Below are 23035 nucleotides of genomic sequence, written 5' to 3' on the forward strand. Positions count from 1 at the left end.
TACGACAACCAATGAGCCTTGTAACTGAACACCTGCCCGGGGAGCTGGCGCCACAGGCCCTGACTGCCTGGGGACATATTCTCGAACGGGCGAGCGCGGAGGAGGGCCAGGCGCTGCAGGCTGCCACCGCCGCGGCGCCGCTCAGCAGCCAGCTGGCCACTGTGCTTGCCTGCAGCCCGTTCGTGGCCGGGCTGGCCCGGCGCAAGCCGGCCATGCTACTGGACCTGTTGCAGGGAGACAGCCTGCAGCAAAGCCTGCCCGACACCGCTTTTCGCGAGCAGTTGCAGGCAGCGCTGGAGCCGCCGGAGGTGGAACTGGGGGTGGTATTGCGCTGTTTCCGCCAGCGCCACATGTTGCGCATTGTGTGGCGGGATTTCTGTCGCCTGGCCGATACCCTGGAAACCGTGCGTGATACCTCGCTGCTGGCGGAGGCCTGTATCGATATTGCCCTCGGCCGCATCCAGGCCGAGCTGGAAAAGCGCTTTGGCCGCCCGCTGGGCCGCAGCAGTGGCCAGCCGCAGCGGCTGATTGTGCTCGCCATGGGCAAGCTGGGGGCCCGCGAACTGAATGTGTCCTCGGATATCGACCTGATCTTCGCCTTTCCGGAGGCGGGCAGCACTGATGGTGAAAAGCGCCAGATCAGCAACGAGGAATTCTTTACCCGGGTGGGCCAGGGCCTGATAACCGCGCTGGACCAGGTGACGCCCGAGGGATTCGTATTCCGGGTCGACATGCGCCTGCGGCCCTACGGTGAAAGTGGGGCGCTGGTGCACAATTTCCACGCCCTGGAGGAGTATTACCAGGACCAGGGCCGCGACTGGGAGCGCTATGCCCTGATCAAGGCGCGGCCGGTCAGCGGTGACCCCCGGTATGCCGAGCAGCTGATGCAGAGCCTGCGGCCCTTTGTCTACCGGCGCTATGTCGACTTCGGGGTGATCGAGAGCCTGCGCGGCATGAAGCAGATGATCAGCGCCGAAGTCCGCCGCAGGGGGCTGGATGACAATGTGAAACTGGGTCACGGCGGCATCCGGGAGATCGAGTTTATCGCCCAGTGCTTCCAGCTGATACGCGGCGGCCGCGACCTCGGTCTGCAGCAGCGCGAATTGCTGGTGGTGCTGGAAGAGTGCGTGGACCTGGGTTGCCTGCCCCGGGAAGTGGCCGGGGAATTGCGCGCCGCTTACCTGTTCCTGCGCGACAGCGAACACGCCATCCAGGGCTACCAGGACAAGCAGACCCAGGAGTTGCCCGCGGATGCCGTGCCGCGCCAGGCCATGGCCCACGTCATGGGTTTCCCCGCCTGGGACGCCTTCGCGGAGGCCCTCGGTGCCCACCGCCAGCGGGTGTCCGCGCATTTTTCCAACCTGATCGCGCCGCCGGAAGACGAGCAGACGCCGGCCGAGGCCCTGGAGGACGTGGGCCTCTGGGCTGACGACATGGACGCGGACTCGCTGGCCGAACTGGGCTACCAGGACCCGGAGCAGAGCCTGCAACTGCTGCAGGATTTTCGTGGCAGCGGCCGGGTGGTTTCCCTGCAGGCGGTGGGCAGGGAGCGACTGGACCAGTTCATGCCGCTGCTGTTGCGGGCCTGTGCCGAGGTCGAGCAGCCGGACCTGGCCCTGCAGCGCCTGCTGCCGCTGGTGGTTGCGGTAGCCCGGCGCAGCGCCTATCTGGTGTTGCTGGTGGAGAATCCGCCGGCCCTGGGGGAACTGGTCTCCCTGTGCATCGCCAGCCCCTGGATCGCCGACCTGATGTCCCGGCATCCGGCATTGCTCGACGAGTTCCTCGATCGCTCCAGCCTGTATACCGCCCCCGACAAGGAGGTCCTGCGCTGCGAACTGAGCCAGCAGGTGGCGAGACTCGCCACCGATGACCTGGAAGCGCAAATGGATGCCCTGCGCTATTTCAAGGCCTCCCAGGTATTGCGGGTGGCGGCCAGCGAAATCGCCGGGCGCCTGCCGGTGATGAAGGTCAGCGACAACCTGACCTGGATCGCCGAGGTGATTCTCGAGCAGGTGCTGGCGGTGGCCTGGGCGGACCTGACCCGCAAATACGGCGAACCACAGCGTGAGGGCGAGGGCTATGGCTTTGCTGTGTTTGGCTACGGCAAGCTGGGCGGTATCGAACTGGGCTACGGCTCCGACCTCGACCTGGTGTTTATCCAGGACGGAGTCCGCGGTGCCACTGACGGTGAGCGGGGCATCGATAACACGGTGTTCTATATGCGCCTGGCGCAGCGCATGATTCACATTCTGGAAGCGCGTATGTCCCTGGGACAACTGTACGAGGTGGACATGCGGCTGCGCCCGGATGGCGACTCCGGATCGCTGGTGCCCAGTGTCGAGGGCTTTGCCAGTTACCAGCAGAACAATGCCTGGACCTGGGAACACCAGGCACTGGTGAGGGCCCGGTTCGCCGCCGGCGACCCGCGGGTGGCGGAGCGGGTCGAGCAGGTGCGCGAGGAGGCGCTGTGCCGGGTGCGGGACCCGCAGGAGCTGGCGCTGGACGTGGTGAAAATGCGGCGTCGCATGCGCGAACACCTGTTGCCCCGGGAAGTGGAGGATACCTTCAACCTGAAGCAGGGCACCGGTGGCATGGTCGACATCGAGTTTATGGTCCAGTACGCGGTACTGGCCTGGGCCAGCAGTACGCCGGCGCTGGCCCGCTGGTCGGACAATGTGCGCATACTGGAAGTACTCGGTAACGAAGGTCTGCTGGCCGAGGATGAAGCCGCCGCGCTGACCCAGGCCTACCTGGACTATCGCGGTGCGGCCCACCAGCTGGCCCTGCAACAACTCCCCGGGGAAGTCCCGGCAGAGCTGTTTGCCAGTGACCGGGCCAGGGTGAGTGCCCAGTGGCAGGCGCTGCTGGGCGCTGCCGAGCAGGAAGGCAGCGAATCGTGAGCGGCCCTGGCGACAAGGTCCTGGTGGTTGGCCCCTCCTGGGTGGGTGATATGGTCATGTCCCAGGTGCTGTACCGGCTGTTGCAGCAAACCCGCCCCGGGGTGCTGATCGATGTGGCCGCGCCCGCCTGGAGTGAGCCGTTACTGGCGCGCATGCCCGAGGTCCGGCGGGCAATTACCAAGCCCATCGGCCACGGCGAGCCGGCACTGGGGCGCCGCTGGAAGCTGGGGCGGGCGCTGCGCGGGGAGGGCTATGAGCAGGCCATTCTGCTGCCCAATTCCTTCAAGAGCGCGCTGCTGCCGCTGTTTGCCGGCATTCCCCGGCGCACCGGCTGGCGCGGTGAAATGCGCTACGGCCTGCTCAACGACCTGCGCTCGCTCGACGCGCAGCGCTATCCGCTGATGGTGCAGCAGTTCGCCGCCCTGGGCCTGGAACCGGGGGCGCCACTGCCGGCGCAATTGCCTCCGCCACGGCTGGTGGTGGACGCGGCACAGGCCGCCGCTTGCCGGGATAAGTTCCGGCTGGATAGTGAGCGTCCGCTGCTGGCCCTGTGCCCTGGCGCCGAGTTCGGCTGGGCCAAGCGCTGGCCGGCACAGCACTACGCGGAACTGGCCCGTCATTACATCGACCGGGGCTGGCAGGTTCTGCTATTCGGTTCCGGCAATGACCAGCCGGTGACGGCCGAGATTGTCGCCGCCTGCGGCGCCAGTACCCACTGCCTGGACCTGGCCGGCCGGACCACCCTGGCGGAGGCGGTCGATATGCTGTCCCTGGCCACCGCCGTGGTCAGCAACGATTCGGGGTTGATGCACATTGCGGCGGCCCTGTCGCGCCCCCTGGTGGTGATTTATGGCCCCACCTCACCGGGCTTCACCCCGCCGCTCAACGCCAACAGCGAGGTGGTGGTCAGCGACATCGACTGCGCCCCCTGTTTCCAGCGCGAGTGCCCGCTGCAGCACCACCGCTGCATGCGCGACGCCCCGGCGTCCCTGCTTGCTGCTAAACTGGACGCCCTGTTGAACAGTAATCACGAGGACTGATGCACGTCCTGCTTGTCAAAATGTCGTCCCTGGGTGATGTGGTGCACACGCTGCCGGCGCTGACCGATGCGGCGGCCAATGTCCCCGGCATTCGTTTCGACTGGGTGGTCGAGGAAGCCTTCGCCGAGATTCCCGCCTGGCACCCGGCGGTGGACAAGGTAATCCCCATCGCCCTGCGTCGCTGGCGCAAGCACCTGCTGCGCGAGCTGACCGGTCCCGAGTGGCGTGATTGCCGCAACCAGCTGCGGCGCGGCCACTACGATGCGGTGATCGATGCCCAGGGCCTGCTGAAAAGCGCCCTGGTAGCGCGGCTGGTGAAGGCGCCCATTTTCGGGCTGGACCGGCACTCCGCCCGGGAGGGGCTCGCCGCCCTGGCCTACCAGCACAGGATTGCGGTCCCTCGCGACATGCACGCAGTGGAGCGCACCCGCAGCCTGTTCGCCACCGCCCTGAATTACCCGCTGCCCGCCAGCCGGGGCGACTACGGCGTGCGCGAGGGCCTGATGGGCGGGAAGTCGCATCGCTCCGGGGGGCTGCTGTTCTTCCACGGCACCGCCCGGGCCGAGAAACTGTGGCCTGAGGATCACTGGATAGAGCTGGCCCGGCTGGCGGGGGCCGCGGATTATCCGGTCTGGCTGCCCTGGGGCAGTGAGCAGGAGAGGGAGCGGGCGGAGCGCATCGCCAGCGCCTGCGACAGCGCCAGCGTGCTGCCGCGGCTGGACCTGGTGGGGATCGCCGGCCTGCTGCTGGAGGCCAACGGTGCCGTCGCCGTCGATACCGGCCTCGGCCACCTGGCTGCGGCCCTGGATGTGCCCACCGTGTCGCTTTACGGGCCTACCAGTACCCGCCTGATCGGCGCCTACGGCAAGAACCAGGTCCATATCGAGTCCCGGCTGGGGCTCGCCGATACCAGCGATCCGCTGGCGATGATGCGTTCCATTACCCCGGCTCAGGTCTGGAGCGAACTGCAGCCTGTTATCGGCGGGCCCCAGTCATGAAGCTCGCCTTCCTGCTCTACAAGTATTTCCCCTACGGCGGCATGCAGCGTGACTTCCGCCGCTTTGTCGAGGAGGTGCAGAAGCGCGGCCACCACTGCCGGCTGTATTACATCAGCTGGCAGGGGGAGGAGATTCCCGGCGCCGAGCTGCGCCGGGTTCCGGTGTCCGCCGGCAGCAACCACCGGCGCAACGAGCGCTTTTCCGCCTGGGTCGACAACGACCTGGCAGCGGACCCGGTGGACGGGGTGATCGGCTTCAACAAAATGCCCGGGCTGGACGTGTATTACGCCGCCGACTCCTGCTACCTGGACAAGGCCTTGCGGGAGCGCGGCGCCCTGTACCGGCGCGGGGGCCGTTTCCGTCACTTTGCGGCCTACGAAGCTGCGGTATTCGGCCGCGACTCGAGTACCGAGATCCTGTTGATATCCGCCACCGAGCAGGCCAAGTTCGAGCACCACTACCACACCCAGCCCGAGCGCATGCACATGCTGCCGCCGGGCATTTCCCGCGATCGCTGCGCCGGCCCCGACGCCCAGCAGCGCCGCCGGGCAAAGCGCGAGTCGCTGGCGGTGGCCGAGGGCGAACAGCTGCTGCTGTTTGTCGGCTCGGGTTTTATCAAGAAGGGCCTGGACCGGGCCATTCGCGCCGTCGCCAGTGTCCGCGAGCAGCAGCCCCACCAGGGCATTCGCCTGCTGGTGGTGGGGCAGGACCGGGAGCGGCGCTTCCGCCGCCTGGCGAAAAAACTGGGCGTCGCCGACAGCGTCCACTTCCTGGGGGGGCGCGACGACGTTGCCGACCTGCTGCTCGCCGCCGACACCCTGGTGCACCCGGCGCTGGACGAAGCCGCCGGTATTGTGCTGCTGGAAGCGCTGGTGGCCGGCCTGCCGGTTATCTGCACCGATGCCTGCGGCTACGCCCATCACATTGCCGCGGCCAAGGCGGGCATGGTACTGCGCAGCCCCTTCCTGCAGGAGGACCTGGATGCGGCGGTGTTGCGCTCGCTGGACGGGGTCTACCGCTCCCAGTGCCGGGAAACCGGCCTGGTCTACGCCCGGCTCACCGATCTCTACTCCATGCACAGCACCGGCGCAGCGCTGATCGAGACCCTGGTTGCCCGCAAGCGGGAAGCCGGTAATGGCTGAGTGCTACCTGCGGCAGGATCTGGCCACCGGCGACCAGGCCCTGGCTGCCGACCCCGCGGCGCTGCTGGCCTGGGCCCGGGAGCTCGCCGAGCAGGCTGCCCCCGGCGATGTGTACCGCAACAAGGAAGGCCGCAAAACCCTGCGCTTTGACTGGCGCGGCCGCTCCTGGTTTCTGAAGCTGCACAGCGGCACCGGCTGGGGCGAGATCTTCAAGAACCTGCTGCAGGGGCGCTTGCCGGTGCTGGGGGCCAGCAATGAATTCCGTGCGGTGCAGGCGCTGGAGGCCCTGGGGGTGGATACCATGGCCGTCGGCGCCTACGCCAGCCTCGGGCGCAACCCGGCCACTGTCCAGTCGCTGATTGTCACCGAGGACCTGGTGGGCACCGTGAGCCTGGAGGATTACTGCGCCGACTGGGCCCGGCGCCCGCCCGCGTTCGCGGTGCGCCTGCGCCTGCTGCGCAAACTCGCCGACAGTGCCGGGCGCATGCACCGGGCCGGCATCAACCACCGGGATTTCTATCTCTGTCATTTTCACCTGGACCAGAGCACCCTGTCCCAGCCGAGCCCGCGCTGTTGCGTGATTGACCTGCACCGCGCCCAGATCCGCAGGCGCACCCCGCGCCGCTGGCAGGTGAAGGACCTCGCCGGGCTGTATTTTTCCGCCATGGACTGCGGCCTGCAGCGGCGCGACCTGCTGCGTTTCATGGCCCGCTATACCGAGGGTGGGCTGCGGGTGGCCCTGGGCCGGGACCGGGCTCTGTGGCAGGACGTTGAGCGGCGGGCGCGGCGCCTGTACCGGCGCGAGCATGACCGGCTGCCCCCGGAGCCGGGCTCGTGACGCGGCCCCTGCGGGGCGGTGACTGGGCAGCCGGACTGCAGCGTGAGTTGCCGCCGCAGTCGCCAGAGCAGTGGCTGGCCAGCCATTGCCAGGTGGTCAAGCGCGACAGCCACAGCCTGGTTGCCCTCGGCGAACTGCAGCAACGCTATTGTTACCTCAAGTTTTACCGACCCAAATCGCCGCTGCAGCGGCTGGCGTTTCGCCTCGGCCGCGGACGGGCGGTACAGGCCTTCGACAGCGCCACCCTGCTGGCCGCCAGCGATATCGCGGTGCCTGCGCCCCTGGCCTGTGTCCGGGTGCCGGGAGGGCTGCTGCTGGTGACCGCCGGCATGGCCCTGGCCCGGGACCTGAAAAGCTGCTGGCAGGACCGGGAGTCGATGGCGCCGCTATTGGCGGGGGCGGCGCAAGCACTGGCCGCCTTGCACCGGGGCGGTTTTGCCCACGGCGACTGCAAATGGAGCAACCTGCTGTGGTGTGACGACCGGGTTTACCTGGTAGACCTTGAGGCGGTTGAGCTCTGCCGGCCCGGCAGCGCCGCCCAGTGGCGTGACCTGGCCCGGTTTACGGTAAACGCCGAGGACCTGGCGCTGCCAGCCCCCGATTACCAGGATTTCCTGGCCCGCTACTGCCAGCTCATGGGCCTCGACCAGGGAACTGCCCTCAGCGGAATCGCGCAACCGCTGGAGCGCTTGCGCCGGCGCCACCGGGGCAAGTACGGGCCACGGGGAGAGCGGCTGGTCTAGGGGCAGCGCCGGCGCAGGTAGCGCCGCGATTTGAGGTAGACCCGCAGGTCGCGCTCCCAGTCCTTCAGCCGGGGCTTGCGCTCCGGGTAACGACAGGGATAAAGCACCGGTTCCACGCCCTCCAGCACCGCTGTCCACTGCCGGTCGGGTTCATAGCCCAGCCGCTGCAGGTCCGCGGCCAGCCCGGGATGGTCGCGCAGTTGCTGGGCCACCCGGGGCAGGTGTTGCCGCCACTTGTCCAGGCTTTCCCGGTTGACCTCGCGCAGCCCGTTCATGGCGCGTTGCGAAGCCGCTGATGGCTGCGAGTGCAGGTGAAATTCGCTGAAGGGGTGCAATTGCCGGAGGAAGCCGAAGCGCTGGACGATCTGTCGCTGCACCGCATCGGCGTCGCTGACCAGGTCCTCGTAGCGCAGGCGCAGGAAGCGGGGATGGGTTTCATAACGCTGCGCCGCCTGGTCGCACTCGTGCCACACCCGGTAGTTGCAGAAATACTGCCCGGGGTTTTCCCGGTGTTTGCTGGTAATGACGGCCCGCGGGTCGCGACCCATGTATATCACGTACAGCTGTTCATCGCGGTGGAAAATATGCCGCAGCTGCCTGATGTCATTGGGTTGCTTGCTGAAGTAGACATCTGCCACGTCCGCCACCGGCTCAAAAATGCTCAGCTCATGTTCGCAGTAGCCGCCGCTGGCAAAGCAGGTCGATACCAGCTCCATTAACAGTGTGGTGCCACTGCGCGGGCAGCCAACGATGTGTAGCCGTTTCACGCTGTCGCTTCCGGTAGTGGGGGTGGGGTCATGATGATCCTGTCGGGCAATGGTCTCATGTTATTCTAACGCCTTGGCCGCCCCGCCGTCTGCGTGGCTGCCGGGGCACAGTGACAGGGAGTTTGCCGATGGGTTTTTTGCAGCAAGGGGCGGGAAAGTTCAGGTACTGGCATCGCACTCTGCGGGAGCGGCACCTGCGCCCCTACGTGTTTGTACATATCAACAAAACCGGCGGCAGCAGCATCGAAAAAGCCCTGGGTATCGGCCTTGATCACAGTACCGCCCTGGAAAAGTATCACCAGCTGGGCGCGGCGGCCTGGGCCAGGAAGTTCACCTTTACCATCGTTCGCAACCCCTGGGACAAGGTGGTCAGTCACTACCACTACCGCGTGCGCACCAACCAGACCGGCCTGGGTGACAAGCCGATACCCTTTGCCGAGTGGCTGCAGCGCGTGTATATCGATCGTGATCCCCGCTACTTTGACCAGCCACGCATGTTCATGCCGCAAAAGCAGTGGCTGGTGGATGAATCCGGCGCAATGCTGGTGGAGTTTATCGGCCGCTTTGAAAACCTGCAGCAGGACTTCGAGAAAATTTGCCAGCGGCTGCAGGTCCAGGCGAGCCTGGGCCACGCCAAGCCTTCCTCCCGCGGCAGCTATCGCGACTATTACGATGCCGCCAGCGAGGCCCTGGTGCGGGAGCAGTTTGCCGAGGATATCGAGCTGTTCGGCTACGATTTCCAGGTCCAGCCCGGCTAGCGCGAACCGGTATCCGGGAGCTACACCAGGCCCTTCTTGCGCAGGCGCTGGTGCGCCCAGCGCCAGGATTCCCTGGTCAGCAGTTTCGCCTCGGCCTCATTCAGCTGCGGCATCTGCCGCCGCCAGCACTGGAAGAAGCGCATGCGATCGCGGTGACTGAGGTCGCCGGGTCGCAACATGTTGAGCTGCATGAGGTTGCGCAGCACTTCCTTGCCCGCCGCGGGTGTGCTGCGCCGGTTGCGCTCGTTGTCGATCAGGTAGAAATGGAACACCTCACCCTCACGCTCCGCCAGTACATTGCTGGTGCGCAGGTCGCCATGGGTAAAGCCGGCGGCGTGCAGGCGGCCGATGAAGTCGCCCAGCTGGCGCAGCAGCTGGCGCCGGCGCGACAGGCTGTCACCCTCGCGGCTGACCAGTTCCTCGCGCAGCCAGTGGGTCACGCCCTTGCCGGGCACGGCGCTGCTGAACAGATATTCCCGGCCTCCGGGCAGGCTACCCCAGGCCAGGTTGACCGGGGCGGCAAAGCCCGCCTCCCGGAGCGCCTCGTTCTGGACCCGGGCGCGGGTTGCGCGGCTGCCCTTGAACAGCGCCTTTAGCCGCTCCAGTGGGCTGCGGGGCAGGAACTCCTTGTAGTAAACGCCGGCGGCCTCATCAACCGCCACCCGGGCGTAGGCGGAACTGCCAACCAGCCGCCAGCCCTGGGGCAGTTCATGGCGGCCCAGGATCCCGGCGAGGGCCGCATAGTCCTGCTCACTGACAAGTGTCTCGCTCATGGCTGCCAGGGTCCCTCAAAGCCGGATGTGTTGCCGGAAGCCGGCGGGATCGCAACCACCGCTACCCGGCCCTTGCGACCGCCGCCGAAACTTTCCATTTCCTGCAGGCTGTGTTCCGCCAGGAACAGCGCCCAGCGCTGTTCCTGCCTTGGTTTCAGGTAGATCACCAGGTAGTCGCGGTCTCGCCACAGGCGCGGGGTCTCGAGTATCTGGCCGAGGGCGAAGCGCCGGCCCTGGATGGCCGCCCAGTCGAACTCCCGCTCGCTGAAGTAGGCGATGTACTTTTCGTTACTGACCACCGAGGCATCGCGGTCGGTATTCTCTGTCACCCAGCGGGTGGCGTCGGCGATAAAGGCCTTTTCATAATCGCCATTGTGCAGGGTATCGGCGGTCATGCCGGCCAGCAGCAGGACCGCCAGCAGCTTTTTCCAGCCGCCGCCGTGCCACAACGCGCCGAGGATGAAGGGCAGGTACAGCAGCAGGAATATCACCACCTGCATGCTGTAACGCTCCAGCATGAAGCGGTTGATCAGCATGAAGGCCGCCAGGTAGGCGCAGGCAATCAACAGGTGGCCGTGTAACAGGGTGATGTCGTCCCGCCGCAAGTGGCGCAGCAGTCCCGCCCGGGCGCCCGCCAGCAGGGTAAGCAGCCAGGGCCAGGTCACGGCCCGGCACAGGTTCAGCAAGAGCACGATGGCCAGGCTCGCCACCACCGCCCAGGCGGCGTCATCGCGGGACGTGAAACGCAGCAGCGGATCGGCTACTTCTGCGGCCAGGGCGCCGAACGCCGCGGGGAAGCCCAGCATACCCTGCAGGTAGTAATGCAGCGCGGGGAACAGGGGCTCTGATGCGGGTTGCTGGCCGTGGTAGGCCAGCAGCGCGGCAAGCGCCAGGCCCAGGGTGAGCAGCGATGGCGCCAGCAATAGCAGGCAGTGCTTCAGGCGCTGTTCGAGATTGCGGCAAAACAGCAAACAGAGGGGGGCGAACAGGGCGAAAAATACCCCCTCGAAGCGGAACAGCGAGGCCAGCAGGATATACAGAAACCAGCGCAGGCCGGCGGCCAGGCCCGGTTGTCGCGAGTACAGCAGCAGCTCGCGGAAGGCCAGTATGACCAGCGCCCAGTAGGCCGGGTCGCGCATGATCGAGCTGCGCAGGTGATTCAACATGGGGTGCGACAGCACCACCACCGCGGCGATGATCTGTACTGTGCGGTTACCGCCGAGAATGCGAACACAGGCGACAAAGCCGGTGCACAGGAAGGCGTAGGCGACGGTGGTGATGAGCAACCCCGAGTGCAGTACGGACAGGCCACTGAGCTGGTGCAGCCAGGCCATCAACAGCGCCAGCACCGGCCGGCCATGAAGCTGTTGCGCGGCGCGAAGGCCATCCGCCAGGTAGGCATCGGCTGAGCGCAGGTATATGATAGCGTCCCGGTTGATCAGCGGATCCAGCCAGATCAGCCAGCCCGACAGCAACAGGCTGGCGGCGAAAACCCACAGGTAATGGAGTTGGGGCAGGGCGTTGGCGGCGGGGTTTGCTTGCACGTATAGAACTCTGTTGGCAGGCCCTAGTCTAGCGTTACCTCTGCGGTCAGGCCAGTAAACATCGGTGAGAGGACAAGCCATTGCCCCAGAGAGTTTTGATAACGGGCGCTGCCGGCCAGTTGGGTCGGGAGTTGCAGCGCACCGCGCCCGCCGGCCTGGAAGTCATGCCGGTGGCCCGTGACAGCCTCGATATCAGCGACGCCGGCCAGGTGCGGGCCCTCTTTGCCACGACCTTCCCCGACCTGGTGATCAACGCCGCCGCTTACACTGCGGTGGATAAAGCCGAATCGGAGCCGGCGCAGGCAATGGCGGTCAATGGCGATGCCGCCGCCAACCTGGCCGCCGCCTGTGCCGAACGTGGTGCCCGCCTGGTTCATGTGTCCACCGATTTTGTATTCGACGGCACCGCATCCAGTCCCTACCCCACGGATGCGGCAACCGCGCCCCTCGGTGCCTACGGCCGCAGCAAGCTCGCCGGCGAACAGGCGGTGATCGCTACCCTGCCGGCGGCGCTGGTGATGCGCACGGCCTGGGTGTATTCCGCCTTTGGCGGCAATTTTGTCAAAACCATGCTGCGACTGATGGCGGAGCGGCCGGAACTCTCGGTGGTGGCCGACCAGGTGGGCACGCCAACCTGGGCAAAGGGGCTGGCGAGCGCCCTGTGGCAGGCGGTGGAGATCCCCGGTCTCGCCGGCATTCACCACTGGACCGACGCCGGCGTGTGCAGCTGGTACGACTTCGCGGTCGCCATTGCCGAGGAGAGCGTCGAGCTGGGCCTGCTAGAAGCGATGCCGGTGATTCACCCGATACCCGGCAGCGCCTACCCGACCCCGGCGCGGCGCCCGGCCTACAGCGTGCTGGACAAGGACAGCACCTGGCAGGCCCTGGATACCGAGGGCCTGCACTGGCGGGTCCAGCTGCGCGCCATGCTGCAGGAACTGAAGGAGTTATAAATGAGCAGGTCATTACTGGTAACCGGTGCCGCCGGTTTTATCGGCGCCAACTTCGTCCATTACTGGCGCCGCCAGCATCCCGCCGACCGCATCGTCGCCTACGATGCCCTGACCTACGCCGGCAACCGCGCCAACCTGGCAGGCCTCGAGGGCAGCGAGGGCTTTCACTTCGTGCACGCCGACATCTGCGATTACGATCGGGTGCTGGCTACCCTGGGTGAGCACCAGGTCGACACCCTGGTGCATTTCGCCGCCGAGAGCCACGTGGACCGCTCGATTACCGGGCCCGACGCGTTTATCGAAACCAATGTGGTGGGCACCCACAGCCTGCTCAAGGCCGCCCGCAACTACTGGATGTCCGGCGACGAGGTGATGCCCCACCGTTTCCACCACGTCTCCACCGACGAGGTATACGGGTCGCTGCAGCCCGATGCCCCCGGTTTCCACGAGGAGCAGAAGTACGAGCCCAATTCCCCCTACTCGGCGAGCAAGGCCGCCTCGGACCACCTGGTGCGTGCCTACCTGCACACCTATGGCCTGCAGGTGACCACCAGCAACTGCTCCAACAACTACGGCCCCTACCATTTCCCCGAGAAGCTGATTCCGCTGTGCCTGACCAATATTCTCCGCGGCCTGCCGCTGCCGGTGTATGGCGACGGCAGCAACATCCGCGACTGGCTGTACGTTGAAGACCACTGCCGGGGCATCGAGAAGGTATTGCTCAATGGCGAGGTGGGAGAGACCTACAACATCGGCGGCAACAACGAGTGGAACAACCTCGATATCGTCAACCTGCTGTGTCAGCAGATGGATGCGCGCTTCCGCGCCGACCCGGCGCTGGCCGGGCGCTTCCCCGATTCACCCTGCGCCACCGGCGGCAGCGCCAGCGACCTGATTACCTTTGTCGAGGACCGCGCCGGCCACGACTGGCGCTACGCCATTGACGCCAGCAAGATCAGCGATGCCCTGGGCTACCGGCCGGCGGAAACTTTCGAGACCGGCCTCGGCAAGACCCTGGACTGGTACCTGGCGAACGAGGACTGGTGGCGACCGCTGTTGTAGTCGCTAGTCCAGCAGGGGGGCCTCTGAAAAGGCCAGTCCATGGGCATCCTTGCCGGACAGTTGCGGCGCCTCTCCCGCCGGCAGCGGCCACTCGATCCCCAGCTGGGGATCATCCCAGGCCAGCGATACCTCGCTCTCCGGGTGGTAGATATCGGTGCACTTGTACTGGAAATCCGCACTATCGGTCAGCACATAGAAACCGTGGGCAAAGCCCGCAGGTACCCACAGCATCTGGTGGTTTTCGGCGCTCAGGGTAACGCCGTACCACTGGCCCAGGGTGGGCGAGTCGCGGCGCATGTCGACCACCACATCAAACACGGCGCCCTGGGTAACGCGCACCAGTTTGCCCTGGGTGTGCTCGGTCTGGTAGTGCAGCCCCCGCAGGATGCCGCGGGCGGAGCGGCTGTGGTTGTCCTGGACGAAATCCAGGTCAAAGCCCTCGTTGGCGAAGGTGCGGGCATTCCAGCTCTCCAGGAAAAAGCCCCGCTCGTCGCCAAATACCCGCGGGCTCAGCAGGTACACGCCCTGCAGTGGCGTGGTTTCAAACTTCATGGAACACCATCCCGTCCTCGTCCAGCAGGCTGTTCAGGTACAGACCGTAGCCGCTTTTTTCCAGCGGCGCCGCCAGGGCCAGCAGCTGTTCGGCGCTGATGTAGCCCATGCGGAAAGCGACCTCCTCGGGGCAGGCGATTTTCAGGCCCTGGCGCTCCTCTACCACGCGCACGAAGTTTGCCGCGTCCAGCAGGGAGTTGTGGGTGCCGGTATCCAGCCAGGCGCTGCCGCGACTCATCACCTCCACATTGAGGTCGCCGCGCTGCAGGTAGGCCTTGTTGACGTCGGTAATTTCCAGTTCGCCGCGGGGCGAGGGCTTGATAGTGCGGGCAATGTCCACCACGTCGTTGTCGTAGAAATAGAGACCGGTAACCGCGTAGTGGGACTTCGGCCGCGCCGGTTTCTCCTCGATGTCCCGGGCCACCCCGTCGGCATCGAAGGACACCACGCCGTAGCGCTCCGGGTCCTGCACGTAATAGGCGAAAACCGAGGCCCCCGAGTCGCGCCTGGCGGCATTTTTCAGGCGCAGGGTGAAACCGCCGCCGTAGAAAATGTTGTCACCCAGCACCAGCGCGACCTTGTCCCGGGCGATGAATTCCTGCCCCAGCAGGAATGCCTGGGCCAGGCCGTCCGGACTGGGCTGCACGGTATAGCTGATATTGATGCCCCAGTGGGAGCCGTCCCCCAGGAGGTCGGCGAACGCCGCCTGGTCACGGGGCGTGGTGATAACCAGGATGTCGCGGATACCGGCCAGCATCAGGGTCGCCAGCGGATAATAAATCATCGGCTTGTCATAAACCGGCATCAATTGCTTGGAAACCGTGCTGGTCAGCGGATGCAGGCGGGTGCCCGAGCCTCCGGCGAGGATAATGCCTTTGTAAGCGCTGGTGGCGGTTGCTTCGCTCATGCGGTAATGGTCCTGGTGAAAAATGGCGAAGTATAGCGGGATCGGCGCTGCTCTGCCGCATCACTGTTTTCGCTGTACGATCGGCTAGGGGTGGATTTTTGACCAACCGCTGCTTAGAATCTAGCCCCTTTGTCGCGCGATCCGCGCGCGATGGAGTCGACGTGCCCTCAGGTAGCCCGAATCCCACTCGAAACGACGCAAAGAGGAAGCTGATATCAGGCAGCTAGACACAGTCCAGGCCGACACCGGGCCTCATGCGGGGGCCAACCCTCCGCCCCAGGCCGTTCCGGTCAAACCCCTGCGTATTGCCCTGCTCGGTTACCGCAGCCAGCCCTATGGTGGCGGCCAGGGGGTGTACCTGCGTTATCTCAGCAAGGGCCTGGTGGACGCGGGGCACAAGGTGGATGTGATTTCCGGTCCGCCCTACCCGCACCTGGACCCGCGGGTGCGGCTGATCAAGCTACCCAGCCTGGACCTGTTTGCAAACGGCCTGGCCTCCCTGCGCCCGCGCCATCTCCGCTCCATGACCAATATTATCGAGTGGACCAGCAAGCTCACCGGCGGCTTTGCCGAGCCCTACACCTTTGGCCGCCGCGCGGTGAAATACCTGCGGCAGCACGGCGGCGAGTACGACCTGGTTCACGACAACCAGAGTCTCAGCTGGGGCATGCTGGAACTGCAGCGCATGGGCCTGCCGCTGGTGACCACCGTGCACCACCCGATTACCTCAGACCTGCGCATCGCCCTGAACGCGGCCCGCAATCCCTGGGAGCGCCTGCTGATCCGGCGCTGGCACTCATTCCTCAATATGCAGAAGCAGGTGGTAAAGCAGCTGCACAACGTGGTCACCGTGTCAGACTGCTCGCGCCAGGATATCGCCCGGGATTTCGGCCTCCAGCCCGCCGGGATCAGCCTGGTCTACAACGGCATCGACACCGAGGTGTTCCGGCCGCTGGCCGGGATCGAGCGCCGCCCCCTGCGGCTGATGGCGACCTGCTCGGCGGATGCGCCGCTCAAGGGCACCCGCTACCTGCTGCGGGCCTACGCCAAACTGCTGCAGCGCTACCCGGAACTGGAGCTGCTGCTGGTGAGCAAACCGCTGCCCGGCGGCAAGACCGAAAAACTGGTGAAGAAGCTGGGGCTGGCGGACAGGATCCAGTTTGTCAGCGGCATCAGCACCGAACAGATGGTGCGCTACTACGCCGAGGCCAGTATTGCGGTGGTGCCCTCGGTCTACGAGGGCTTCGGCCTGCCCGCCGGTGAAGCCATGGCCTGCGGGGTGCCGGTGGTATCCAGCGACGGTGGCGCCCTGCCGGAAGTGGTCGGCGATGCCGGGGTCATTGTGCCGGCGAAAAATGTAGATGCCCTGGCCGGGGCCATCGATGCACTGCTGCGCGACCCCGCGCGCCGGAACACACTGGCTGCAGCCGGTCGCGCGCGCATCCTGGAAAAATTCTGCTGGCAGGTATGCGCCCGGGAGATGGGCGAGTATTACCGCGAGGTATTGGGGCTCGAACATGCAAACCGTTGATTTCAAGCACTTTCCCCTGACGGCCGGCGATGTGGTGCTGGACCTCGGTTGCGGCGAGGGCCGTCACGTAATCTCCGCTTACGTGGAAGCCCAGGTCCATTCCATCGGCGTCGACCTGTCCCTGGATGACCTCAGGACCACCCGGGAAAAATTCCAGGACTTCGCCGAACCGGCCAATGACAGCAAGTCCTTCGGGCTGTCCTCCGCCAATGCCCTGGAACTGCCCTTTGCCGACAACACCTTCGACAAGGTTATCTGCAGCGAGGTCCTGGAGCACATTCCCGACTACCAGGGCGCGCTGCGGGAAGTGGAGCGGGTGCTCAAGCCGGGCGGCCTGTTTTGCGCCAGTGTGCCCCGGCGCTGGCCGGAAAAAATCTGCTGGGCCCTGAGCGAGGGCTACTACAACACCCCCGGTGGCCATATCCGTATTTTCCGCGCCAGCGAACTGCGCCGGGATATAGAGCAGCTGGGCTTCCAGCGCTATCACCGGCACTGGGCGCACGCCCTGCACGCCCCCTTCTGGTGGCTCAAGTGCCTGTTCTGGGACCGGCAGGATGAAAACTGGCTGCTGCGGCAATACCACCGCCTGCTGGTCTGGGACCTGATGGAGCAACCGGCGCTGACCCGGGTAGGCGAAAAACTGATGAACCCCTTGATGGGCAAGAGTGTGGTCATGTACTTTCGCAAGGAGGCCGCGGCATGAGTGGCCTGTACCTCAGCCGGGGCCTGTTCCCCAGCGACTTCCTGCGCCCCACGGTGCAGTTCATTGTCGATACCCAGCGACCCAGCGGTGAAATACCGTGGTTCGACGGCGGCTATGCCGACCCCTGGGACCATGTGGAAGCGGCCATGGGCCTGTCCATCGGCGGCGAGCACGACGCCGCCCGCCGGGCCTACGAATGGCTTTACGGCATGCAGCTGGTCGATGGCAGCTGGTGGGCCTCCTACCGCGGCGAGGCAGTGGACAACAGCGAGCGCCGGGAAACCAATTTTGTCGCCTACATCGCCGCCGGGGTGTGGCACCATTACCTGATCAGCGGCGACCGGGACTTCCTGCGGGCCATGTGGCCCATGGTCGACAAGGCCATCGGCTTTGTCCTCGCCCTGCAAACCGGGCACGGCGATATCCACTGGGCGGTGGATGGCGAGGGCAAGCCCAAGCAGGATGCGCTGGTGACCGGCTGCAGCTCCATTTACAAAAGCCTGGAGTGCGCCCACAACATCGCCTTCACCCTGGGCGAAGACCGCCCCCGCTGGCTGGCGGCCCGCGACCGCCTGGGCCATGCCCTGCGCCACAGGCCCGAGCGCTTCGACCGCACCTGGGAAAGCAAGGCCCGCTATTCCATGGACTGGTTCTACCCGGTGCTGACCGGTGTCCTGCCGCAGAAAGAAGCCCGCGCCCGCATCGCTGCCCGCTGGAACGAATTCGTCGAGGCCGGGCTCGGCTGCCGCTGCGTTTCCGATGAGCCCTGGGTAACCGTCGCCGAGTCTTGTGAACTGGTTATGGCCCTGCTGGCCGCCGGCGACCACGCCCGCGCGGTGGAGGTCTACAGCTGGCTGCACCAGTGGCGCCTGAAGGACGGTTCCTACTGGACGGGCTACCAGATGGTCGAGGACCTGCTGTGGCCGGACGAAAAGCCCACCTGGACGGCGGGCGCGATCCTGCTGGCGGCTGATGCCTTAACCGAACACACCGCGGCGTCGAGGCTGTTCTCCTCGGTGCAACTGCTCGGCGTTGATTCTGAAGAGCGTATTTCCAAGGCGGATTAGTCGGGTTTCTGGCTGCGCTGCCCGGCGGGGCTGACAGGTTGTTCCCCCACGGGTACGCCAAAAAGCGTACGTCCATGTACAGGCTCGGCTGCGCACGTCCGTGTGCGCAGACGCCCCGTGGTGGAACTACCTGCCACCCCCACCTCTATCCAGCAAAATATCCCGGCTTGTTGCGGTTTTCTGGTTCTTACCTCATCTGGCATTTGAACTTCATGTTTGTTGAGGCGATGGCACCCTGAGTTGATCTGCTCAGCGATTTCGTCAACAGCCCTGTTGCCTCCAGCCGATAAATCCTGCGATGGCGGACCTTCGAGGGCTGTGGGGCGGGACTTTCCTTCCCGGGGCGTCGGCTGCCAGGGACGGCAGCCGCCGAGCCTGTACATGGAGGTACGTTTTTTGGCGGTCCCGGGAAGGAAAGTGCCGTTCCGCAGCCCGTCCAGTCGGGAAAAACCACGGATAGCACGGGATCCGTTCAACCAGAATGAGGCACCCTAAAGCCGCCGCAACAAGCCCAGCGAATTAATCCGCCCAAGATCCGCAAAGAGGCCAGATGCCTTTGCCATCCGATAAATTGCAAACGGCGCCTGCCCCCCCTCGTGGGCATCCTCAAACAGATCGTGAATCGCCAGGATGCCACCGCGCATCAGGTGCGCCGTCCAGCAGCGATAGTCCGTCAGCGCGGCTTCCAGGCTGTGGCCGCCGTCGATGAATACCATCGCCAGCGGCGTCTGCCAGTGCCGCGCCGCGGCCTCGGAGCCGGCGACCAGCGGAACCACCGTGTCATTGAGACCGGCACCCGCGATATTGCGGCGGAACTCCCGGAAAGTATCCACCTGGCCCGCGCTGGCGTCGTAGAGGTCCGGGTCGTGGAAGTACTCGCCCTGCTGGTGCTCCTCGGAACCGCGGTGGTGATCCAGGGCGAACACCGTGGAATCGTTCCGGCGGCAGGCCAGGCCCAGGTAGATGGTGGACTTGCCGCAGTAGCTGCCGATCTCCAGCACCGGGCCACGGGCGCTGGCCTCCAGCGCGCAGTGGTACAGGGCCTCGGCCTCGTCGCCGGCGAGGAAGCCCTTGAGGTCGTCGATATTGGCCGGCAGGTCGGGAATCATGGCTACACGGGGATGACTGGTGGCCGGGCAAAGTAGCGGTTTTGGCCGGCGGAGGCAAGCTGCCCCCGTGTTATGATGCCCTCGTTGGCCGGGTAACGAGGCTCGCCGCCGCAAGCAAAAAGGACAGGACGCAATGAAACTCGACATGCCCCGATTCGACCAGGCCCAGGTACTGGTGCTGGGGGACATAATGCTGGACCGCTACTGGGAAGGCGCGACCTCGCGCATCTCGCCGGAGGCCCCGGTACCGGTGGTCAAGGTGGAGCAGATCAGCGACCGGCCCGGCGGTGCCGCCAACGTGGCCCTGAACATCGCCGCCCTCGGCGCCGGCGCCCAGCTCGGCGGTTACACGGGCGACGATGAAATGGCCAACTCGCTGCAGGACATGCTGGCGGCCGCGGGTGTGCACTGTGGTTTCACCCGGGTAGCGGGCCACCCCACGATTACCAAGTTGCGGGTACTGAGCCGGCACCAGCAATTGATCCGGCTGGACTTCGAGGAATCGGCCCTGTCCCGCGCGGGGGCGCCGCTGGAAGATTCCCTGCCCGAGCTGCTGCCCCACTGCGGTGCGCTGGTGCTCTCCGACTACGCCAAGGGCGCACTGGCCGACCCGGCGCCGTTGATTGCGGCCGCCCGTGAGGCCGGCCTGCCGGTGCTGGTGGATCCCAAGGGTACCGACTTTGCCCGCTACCGCGGCGCAACCCTGCTGACCCCCAATTTTCACGAGTTCGAGGCGGTGGCGGGCCCTTGCGCCAGCGAGAGCGAGCTGGTGGAGCGCGGCGAAAAACTCATGCACGAGCTGCAGCTGGATGCCTTGCTGGTCACCCGGGGCGAACACGGCATGACCCTGTTGCGCCCGGGGGAGGAAGAATTGCACCTGCCGGCGCGGGCCCGGGAGGTCTACGACGTTACCGGTGCCGGTGACACGGTGATCGCGGTGCTGGCCAGTGCCGTGGCCGCCGGTGCGGACCTGCCCCAGGCAGTGGCGCTGGCCAATATCGCCGCCAGCATCGTGGTGGGCAAAATCGGCACCGCCACTGTCAGCGGCCCGGAACTGCGCCGGGCGGTGCAGCAGGACGCCGGCTCCGAGCGCGGTATGCTCACCCTGGAGCAGCTGCAGATTGCCGTCGCCGATGCCCGTAGCCAGGGCGAGAAAGTGGTGTTCACCAACGGCTGCTTCGACATTATCCACGCCGGCCACGTGACCTACCTGGAGGAGGCACGCCGCCAGGGTGACCGGCTTATCGTCGCCGTCAACTCCGACGACTCGGTGCGTCGGCTCAAGGGCAAGGGGCGGCCGATCAATCCGGAGGAGCGACGCATGGCGGTGCTTGCCGGGCTGGAAGCGGTGGACTGGGTGGTGAGCTTTGCGGACGATACCCCCAGGGCCCTGTTAGCGGCCCTGAAACCGGATATCCTGGTCAAGGGCGGCGACTACGCCGGCAAGGAAGACGTTGTCGGCTGGGAGATCGTGGAAGGCTACGGCGGCGAGGTGAAAGTGCTCGGCGTGGTGGACAAGCTCTCTACCACCGCCATCGTCACCCGGATCCAGCAGGAAAAGAACAGCTAGGGCCTGCTCAGCGAGTGTGAGCAGGCCCTGATCATTTGGCCAGGGTGCGGCGCACGGCCGCCACATTGCCGGCCAGGTGCTGCGGGTTGATGGTGCCGACGATGGCGGCGCTGGTCCCGGGATGGGCAAACACCAGGTCCATGGAGGCCTGCACCGGGTCGGGGTAGTCGCGCGCCAGGTGGCCGCTGGCCAGGGCCTTTTTGATGACGGCGCCCACCCCCAGCTGCTGGCAGGTGTCGAGCACCGCGGCCTCCTCGCGCTGGGCCAGGTTGTAGGTCAGCATAACCACGTCCGAGGCCCGCGCTGCCGCCTGGCCGCCCGCCACCGTCTTGGTGGACATGCCGAAGGCGCGAATCAGGCCGGCGGCTTTCATCTCCGCCAGTGCCTCCAGGGTCCCCTTTTGCTCGATGATCTGCAGGTCGTTGCCGTCCGAGTGCACCAGCACCAGGTCGATCACCTCCGTCTGCAGGCGCTCAAGGGAGCGCTGCACGCTGAAGCGGGCGTGTTCGGGGCTGAAATCAAACTGCGACACGCCCTTGTCGAAGTCTTCCCCCACCTTGGAGCAGATCACCCAGTGTTCACGCTGGCCCCGCAGCAGCTGGCCCAGCCGCTGTTCGCTGTTGCCGTAGGCCGGCGCGGTATCGATCAGGTTGATGCCCAGGTCCCGGGCCCGGGCCAGCAGCTTGCGGGCGGCGCGCTCATCGGGAATGGTGAATCCCTCGGGGTACTTGACGCCCTCGTCCCGGCCCAGCTTTACCGTACCCAGGCCCAGGGCGCTGACGGTGATGCCGGTGTTGCCCAGCGGGCGCAGCCAATTCACGAGAACAGGGTGTCCCAGTAGGCGGGGGCGATGTCCGGCCTGCCCAGGTCCTGCAGCGGGCCCAGGTCGCCGGCGAGCCCGGGGGTGACGCCGCGGCGGGACAGGGCCTGGTCGATTTCATTGGCCAGGTTGGGACTGAGGCTCAGCTTGGTCGGCCAGGCGACCAGGGCGTTGTCGACGCTGTCCACTGCGCCGACGAAGGCGCTGTCCGGCCGCAGCAGGGCCGATTGCCGGGGCTCACCGCGATCGAGGCGCAGGGTGCGCCACTGGCAGGGGCCAAAGTCTATCCATGGCAGCAGTTCGGCAATTTCCTCCCGGGCCCGGGCGATCAGCTGTTGCGGCTCCATATCGGCGCCTTCGGTGGCCAGGTCGCCGCCCAGGTACCAGACCGGTTCACCGGCGCTGGTGCGATGGCTGGAAATGGTCAGCCGCGGCGAGGCGCTGCCACCGGTGCAGTGGGCGTAGAAGGGGGCCTGGTACTGGTGTTTCATGAACACCTGCTGCAGGGGGCGCCGCTGCATCGCCGGTTCACTACCCCCCAGGGCGGCGACCAGGGCCTCGTTGCCGGTACCGGCGGTGAGGATGAACTGCTGCGCCTGCAGCTCCCAGCCGTCGCCGCTGATGACGGCCTGGCGGTCGCGGGCAGTCAGCGAGGCGCGACTCCAGTCGATCTGGAAAATCGCATCGGCGTGTTGCCCGGCAAGGGTGGCGACCAGTGACGGCACGTCCAGTACCAGGTCGACCAGGCGGTAGGCCTGGCCCTTGAATTGCGGTGACCTGAGTGGTTCCGGGTAGTCGGCCCGCGCCAGCTTCTCGACCCGGCCGCGGAGCATCTTGCTGGCGAAAAACGAGCTCACCCGGGAGGTAAGACCGGTATGTGACCACAGATAAAAATCCTCGCTCAGGACTTTGCAGTCGCGCAGGTCGACCTTGCCTTCGCCCTGCAGGCAGCTGCGCCAGATGGCGGGCATCGCTGAAATGGCTTCCGAGCTGCCGCTCCAGGCGCCGGACAGGGCGTACTTGATGCCGCCGTGAATCATGCCCTGGGAACCCATGGTCTGGTGGCTGCCGAGGGCGTTCTGTTCGAACAGGACCGCGTTGATGCCGCGATTGCGCAGCTGGTTCAGGGTCCACAGCCCGGCAATGCCGCCGCCGATGATTGCGATGTCTACCTTTACGGGGGAGCCCATCAGGCACTCCAGCTGGAAATGGAAGCCCGATTATAGCTGCTGTGGAAATCGGGGCAGCTTTTCTTGGG

At 66.0% G+C, this 23035-nt stretch carries 21 protein-coding genes; 13 read left to right on the forward strand and 8 right to left on the reverse strand.

Features of this window, described 5'->3' with window-relative positions:
• The first annotated feature begins 11 nt into the window (after positions 1-11).
• The 6 genes from glnE to DWB85_RS09350 are packed head-to-tail and all read left to right on the forward strand — an operon-like array spanning position 12 to position 7661.
• On the forward strand, positions 12-2900 hold the full coding sequence (glnE, locus tag DWB85_RS09325) for a bifunctional [glutamate--ammonia ligase]-adenylyl-L-tyrosine phosphorylase/[glutamate--ammonia-ligase] adenylyltransferase (RefSeq protein ID WP_117953951.1): 2889 nt from the start codon (positions 12-14) through the stop codon (positions 2898-2900).
• The gene (gene waaF, locus DWB85_RS09330) at positions 2897-3940 is read left to right on the forward strand and encodes a lipopolysaccharide heptosyltransferase II (RefSeq protein WP_117953953.1); all 1044 of its coding nucleotides are present in this window, start codon (positions 2897-2899) and stop codon (positions 3938-3940) included. Before glnE ends, waaF begins: the two co-directional genes overlap by 4 nt.
• Positions 3940-4938, forward strand: a complete 999-nt coding sequence (gene waaC, locus DWB85_RS09335) for a lipopolysaccharide heptosyltransferase I (protein ID WP_117953956.1) — start codon at positions 3940-3942, stop codon at positions 4936-4938. Before waaF ends, waaC begins: the two co-directional genes overlap by 1 nt.
• Positions 4935-6080, forward strand: coding sequence for a glycosyltransferase family 4 protein (locus DWB85_RS09340; RefSeq protein WP_117953957.1), 1146 nt, complete (start codon positions 4935-4937; stop codon positions 6078-6080). The genes waaC and DWB85_RS09340 overlap by 4 nt, the downstream gene beginning before the upstream one ends.
• Entirely contained in the window at positions 6073-6918 is an 846-nt protein-coding gene (rfaP, locus tag DWB85_RS09345; RefSeq protein ID WP_117953959.1) for a lipopolysaccharide core heptose(I) kinase RfaP, read from the forward strand. Before DWB85_RS09340 ends, rfaP begins: the two co-directional genes overlap by 8 nt.
• On the forward strand, positions 6915-7661 hold the full coding sequence (locus DWB85_RS09350; protein WP_117953961.1) for a lipopolysaccharide kinase InaA family protein: 747 nt from the start codon (positions 6915-6917) through the stop codon (positions 7659-7661). The genes rfaP and DWB85_RS09350 overlap by 4 nt, the downstream gene beginning before the upstream one ends.
• Here DWB85_RS09350 and DWB85_RS09355 read toward each other — a convergent pair.
• A complete protein-coding gene (locus DWB85_RS09355) occupies positions 7658-8428 on the reverse strand; it encodes a sulfotransferase (RefSeq protein WP_133300596.1) in 771 nt (256 codons plus the stop codon). The two genes, DWB85_RS09350 and DWB85_RS09355, sit on opposite strands and share 4 nt — an antisense overlap.
• Positions 8429-8556: 128 nt before the next feature.
• On the opposite strand from DWB85_RS09355, the gene DWB85_RS09360 reads away from it, so the two are divergent.
• Complete coding sequence (locus DWB85_RS09360; RefSeq protein WP_205422702.1) at positions 8557-9186, forward strand: sulfotransferase family 2 domain-containing protein; 630 nt, start codon at positions 8557-8559, stop codon at positions 9184-9186.
• A gap of 20 nt (positions 9187-9206) precedes the next feature.
• Here DWB85_RS09360 and DWB85_RS09365 read toward each other — a convergent pair whose 3' ends face one another.
• Entirely contained in the window at positions 9207-9959 is a 753-nt protein-coding gene (locus DWB85_RS09365) for a lipopolysaccharide kinase InaA family protein (RefSeq protein ID WP_117953965.1), read from the reverse strand.
• On the reverse strand, positions 9956-11503 hold the full coding sequence (locus DWB85_RS09370; protein WP_117953966.1) for a hypothetical protein: 1548 nt from the start codon (positions 11501-11503) through the stop codon (positions 9956-9958). The genes DWB85_RS09365 and DWB85_RS09370 overlap by 4 nt, the downstream gene beginning before the upstream one ends.
• 80 nt (positions 11504-11583) lie before the next feature.
• On the opposite strand from DWB85_RS09370, the gene rfbD reads away from it, so the two are divergent.
• The gene (rfbD, locus tag DWB85_RS09375; RefSeq protein WP_117953968.1) at positions 11584-12456 is read left to right on the forward strand and encodes a dTDP-4-dehydrorhamnose reductase; all 873 of its coding nucleotides are present in this window, start codon (positions 11584-11586) and stop codon (positions 12454-12456) included.
• Complete coding sequence (gene rfbB, locus DWB85_RS09380) at positions 12457-13518, forward strand: dTDP-glucose 4,6-dehydratase (protein WP_117953969.1); 1062 nt, start codon at positions 12457-12459, stop codon at positions 13516-13518.
• A 3-nt stretch (positions 13519-13521) separates the two neighbouring features.
• On the opposite strand, the gene rfbC is transcribed toward rfbB, so the two are convergent.
• Complete coding sequence (rfbC, locus tag DWB85_RS09385) at positions 13522-14070, reverse strand: dTDP-4-dehydrorhamnose 3,5-epimerase (RefSeq protein WP_117953970.1); 549 nt, start codon at positions 14068-14070, stop codon at positions 13522-13524.
• Positions 14060-14977, reverse strand: coding sequence for a glucose-1-phosphate thymidylyltransferase RfbA (rfbA, locus tag DWB85_RS09390; RefSeq protein WP_117953972.1), 918 nt, complete (start codon positions 14975-14977; stop codon positions 14060-14062). The genes rfbC and rfbA overlap by 11 nt, the downstream gene beginning before the upstream one ends.
• A gap of 352 nt (positions 14978-15329) precedes the next feature.
• Between rfbA and DWB85_RS09395 the strand changes: the two genes are divergently transcribed.
• Genes DWB85_RS09395 through DWB85_RS09405 form a run of 3 tightly spaced genes read left to right on the forward strand, consistent with a single transcriptional unit; the run spans position 15330 to position 18278 of the window.
• On the forward strand, positions 15330-16508 hold the full coding sequence (locus DWB85_RS09395; protein ID WP_239017273.1) for a glycosyltransferase family 4 protein: 1179 nt from the start codon (positions 15330-15332) through the stop codon (positions 16506-16508).
• Complete coding sequence (locus DWB85_RS09400; RefSeq protein WP_117953975.1) at positions 16495-17211, forward strand: class I SAM-dependent methyltransferase; 717 nt, start codon at positions 16495-16497, stop codon at positions 17209-17211. Before DWB85_RS09395 ends, DWB85_RS09400 begins: the two co-directional genes overlap by 14 nt.
• Positions 17208-18278, forward strand: coding sequence for a prenyltransferase/squalene oxidase repeat-containing protein (locus DWB85_RS09405; RefSeq protein ID WP_117953976.1), 1071 nt, complete (start codon positions 17208-17210; stop codon positions 18276-18278). The genes DWB85_RS09400 and DWB85_RS09405 overlap by 4 nt, the downstream gene beginning before the upstream one ends.
• A 491-nt stretch (positions 18279-18769) precedes the next feature.
• On the opposite strand, the gene DWB85_RS09410 is transcribed toward DWB85_RS09405, so the two are convergent.
• The gene (locus DWB85_RS09410) at positions 18770-19387 is read right to left on the reverse strand and encodes a class I SAM-dependent methyltransferase (RefSeq protein ID WP_117953978.1); all 618 of its coding nucleotides are present in this window, start codon (positions 19385-19387) and stop codon (positions 18770-18772) included.
• 133 nt (positions 19388-19520) lie between these two features.
• Between DWB85_RS09410 and hldE the strand changes: the two genes are divergently transcribed.
• Positions 19521-20957, forward strand: coding sequence for a bifunctional D-glycero-beta-D-manno-heptose-7-phosphate kinase/D-glycero-beta-D-manno-heptose 1-phosphate adenylyltransferase HldE (gene hldE / locus DWB85_RS09415; protein ID WP_117953980.1), 1437 nt, complete (start codon positions 19521-19523; stop codon positions 20955-20957).
• Between the two features lie 31 nt (positions 20958-20988).
• On the opposite strand, the gene DWB85_RS09420 is transcribed toward hldE, so the two are convergent.
• Entirely contained in the window at positions 20989-21777 is a 789-nt protein-coding gene (locus DWB85_RS09420) for an aldo/keto reductase (RefSeq protein WP_117953983.1), read from the reverse strand.
• On the reverse strand, positions 21774-22967 hold the full coding sequence (locus DWB85_RS09425) for an FAD-dependent oxidoreductase (protein WP_239017274.1): 1194 nt from the start codon (positions 22965-22967) through the stop codon (positions 21774-21776). Before DWB85_RS09425 ends, DWB85_RS09420 begins: the two co-directional genes overlap by 4 nt.
• Between the last annotated feature and the right edge of the window lie 68 nt (positions 22968-23035).

This window comes from Seongchinamella sediminis, from assembly GCF_003457605.1.
GTDB classification, from domain to species: Bacteria; Pseudomonadota; Gammaproteobacteria; order Pseudomonadales; family Halieaceae; genus Halioglobus; species Halioglobus sediminis.

Bases quoted from the DNA above. Each gene is read 5' to 3' on its own strand.
- glnE (WP_117953951.1), top strand. From the start codon at position 12: ATGAGCCTTGTAACTGAACACCTGCCCGGGGAGCTGGCGCCACAGGCC.
- waaC (WP_117953956.1), top strand. From the start codon at position 3,940: ATGCACGTCCTGCTTGTCAAAATGTCGTCCCTGGGTGATGTGGTGCAC.
- DWB85_RS09340 (WP_117953957.1), top strand. From the start codon at position 4,935: ATGAAGCTCGCCTTCCTGCTCTACAAGTATTTCCCCTACGGCGGCATG.
- rfaP (WP_117953959.1), top strand. From the start codon at position 6,073: ATGGCTGAGTGCTACCTGCGGCAGGATCTGGCCACCGGCGACCAGGCC.
- DWB85_RS09360 (WP_205422702.1), top strand. From the start codon at position 8,557: ATGGGTTTTTTGCAGCAAGGGGCGGGAAAGTTCAGGTACTGGCATCGC.
- DWB85_RS09365 (WP_117953965.1), bottom strand. From the start codon at position 9,959: ATGAGCGAGACACTTGTCAGTGAGCAGGACTATGCGGCCCTCGCCGGG.
- rfbB (WP_117953969.1), top strand. From the start codon at position 12,457: ATGAGCAGGTCATTACTGGTAACCGGTGCCGCCGGTTTTATCGGCGCC.
- rfbC (WP_117953970.1), bottom strand. From the start codon at position 14,070: ATGAAGTTTGAAACCACGCCACTGCAGGGCGTGTACCTGCTGAGCCCG.
- rfbA (WP_117953972.1), bottom strand. From the start codon at position 14,977: ATGAGCGAAGCAACCGCCACCAGCGCTTACAAAGGCATTATCCTCGCC.
- DWB85_RS09400 (WP_117953975.1), top strand. From the start codon at position 16,495: ATGCAAACCGTTGATTTCAAGCACTTTCCCCTGACGGCCGGCGATGTG.
- DWB85_RS09405 (WP_117953976.1), top strand. From the start codon at position 17,208: ATGAGTGGCCTGTACCTCAGCCGGGGCCTGTTCCCCAGCGACTTCCTG.
- DWB85_RS09410 (WP_117953978.1), bottom strand. From the start codon at position 19,387: ATGATTCCCGACCTGCCGGCCAATATCGACGACCTCAAGGGCTTCCTC.
- hldE (WP_117953980.1), top strand. From the start codon at position 19,521: ATGAAACTCGACATGCCCCGATTCGACCAGGCCCAGGTACTGGTGCTG.
- DWB85_RS09425 (WP_239017274.1), bottom strand. From the start codon at position 22,967: ATGGGCTCCCCCGTAAAGGTAGACATCGCAATCATCGGCGGCGGCATT.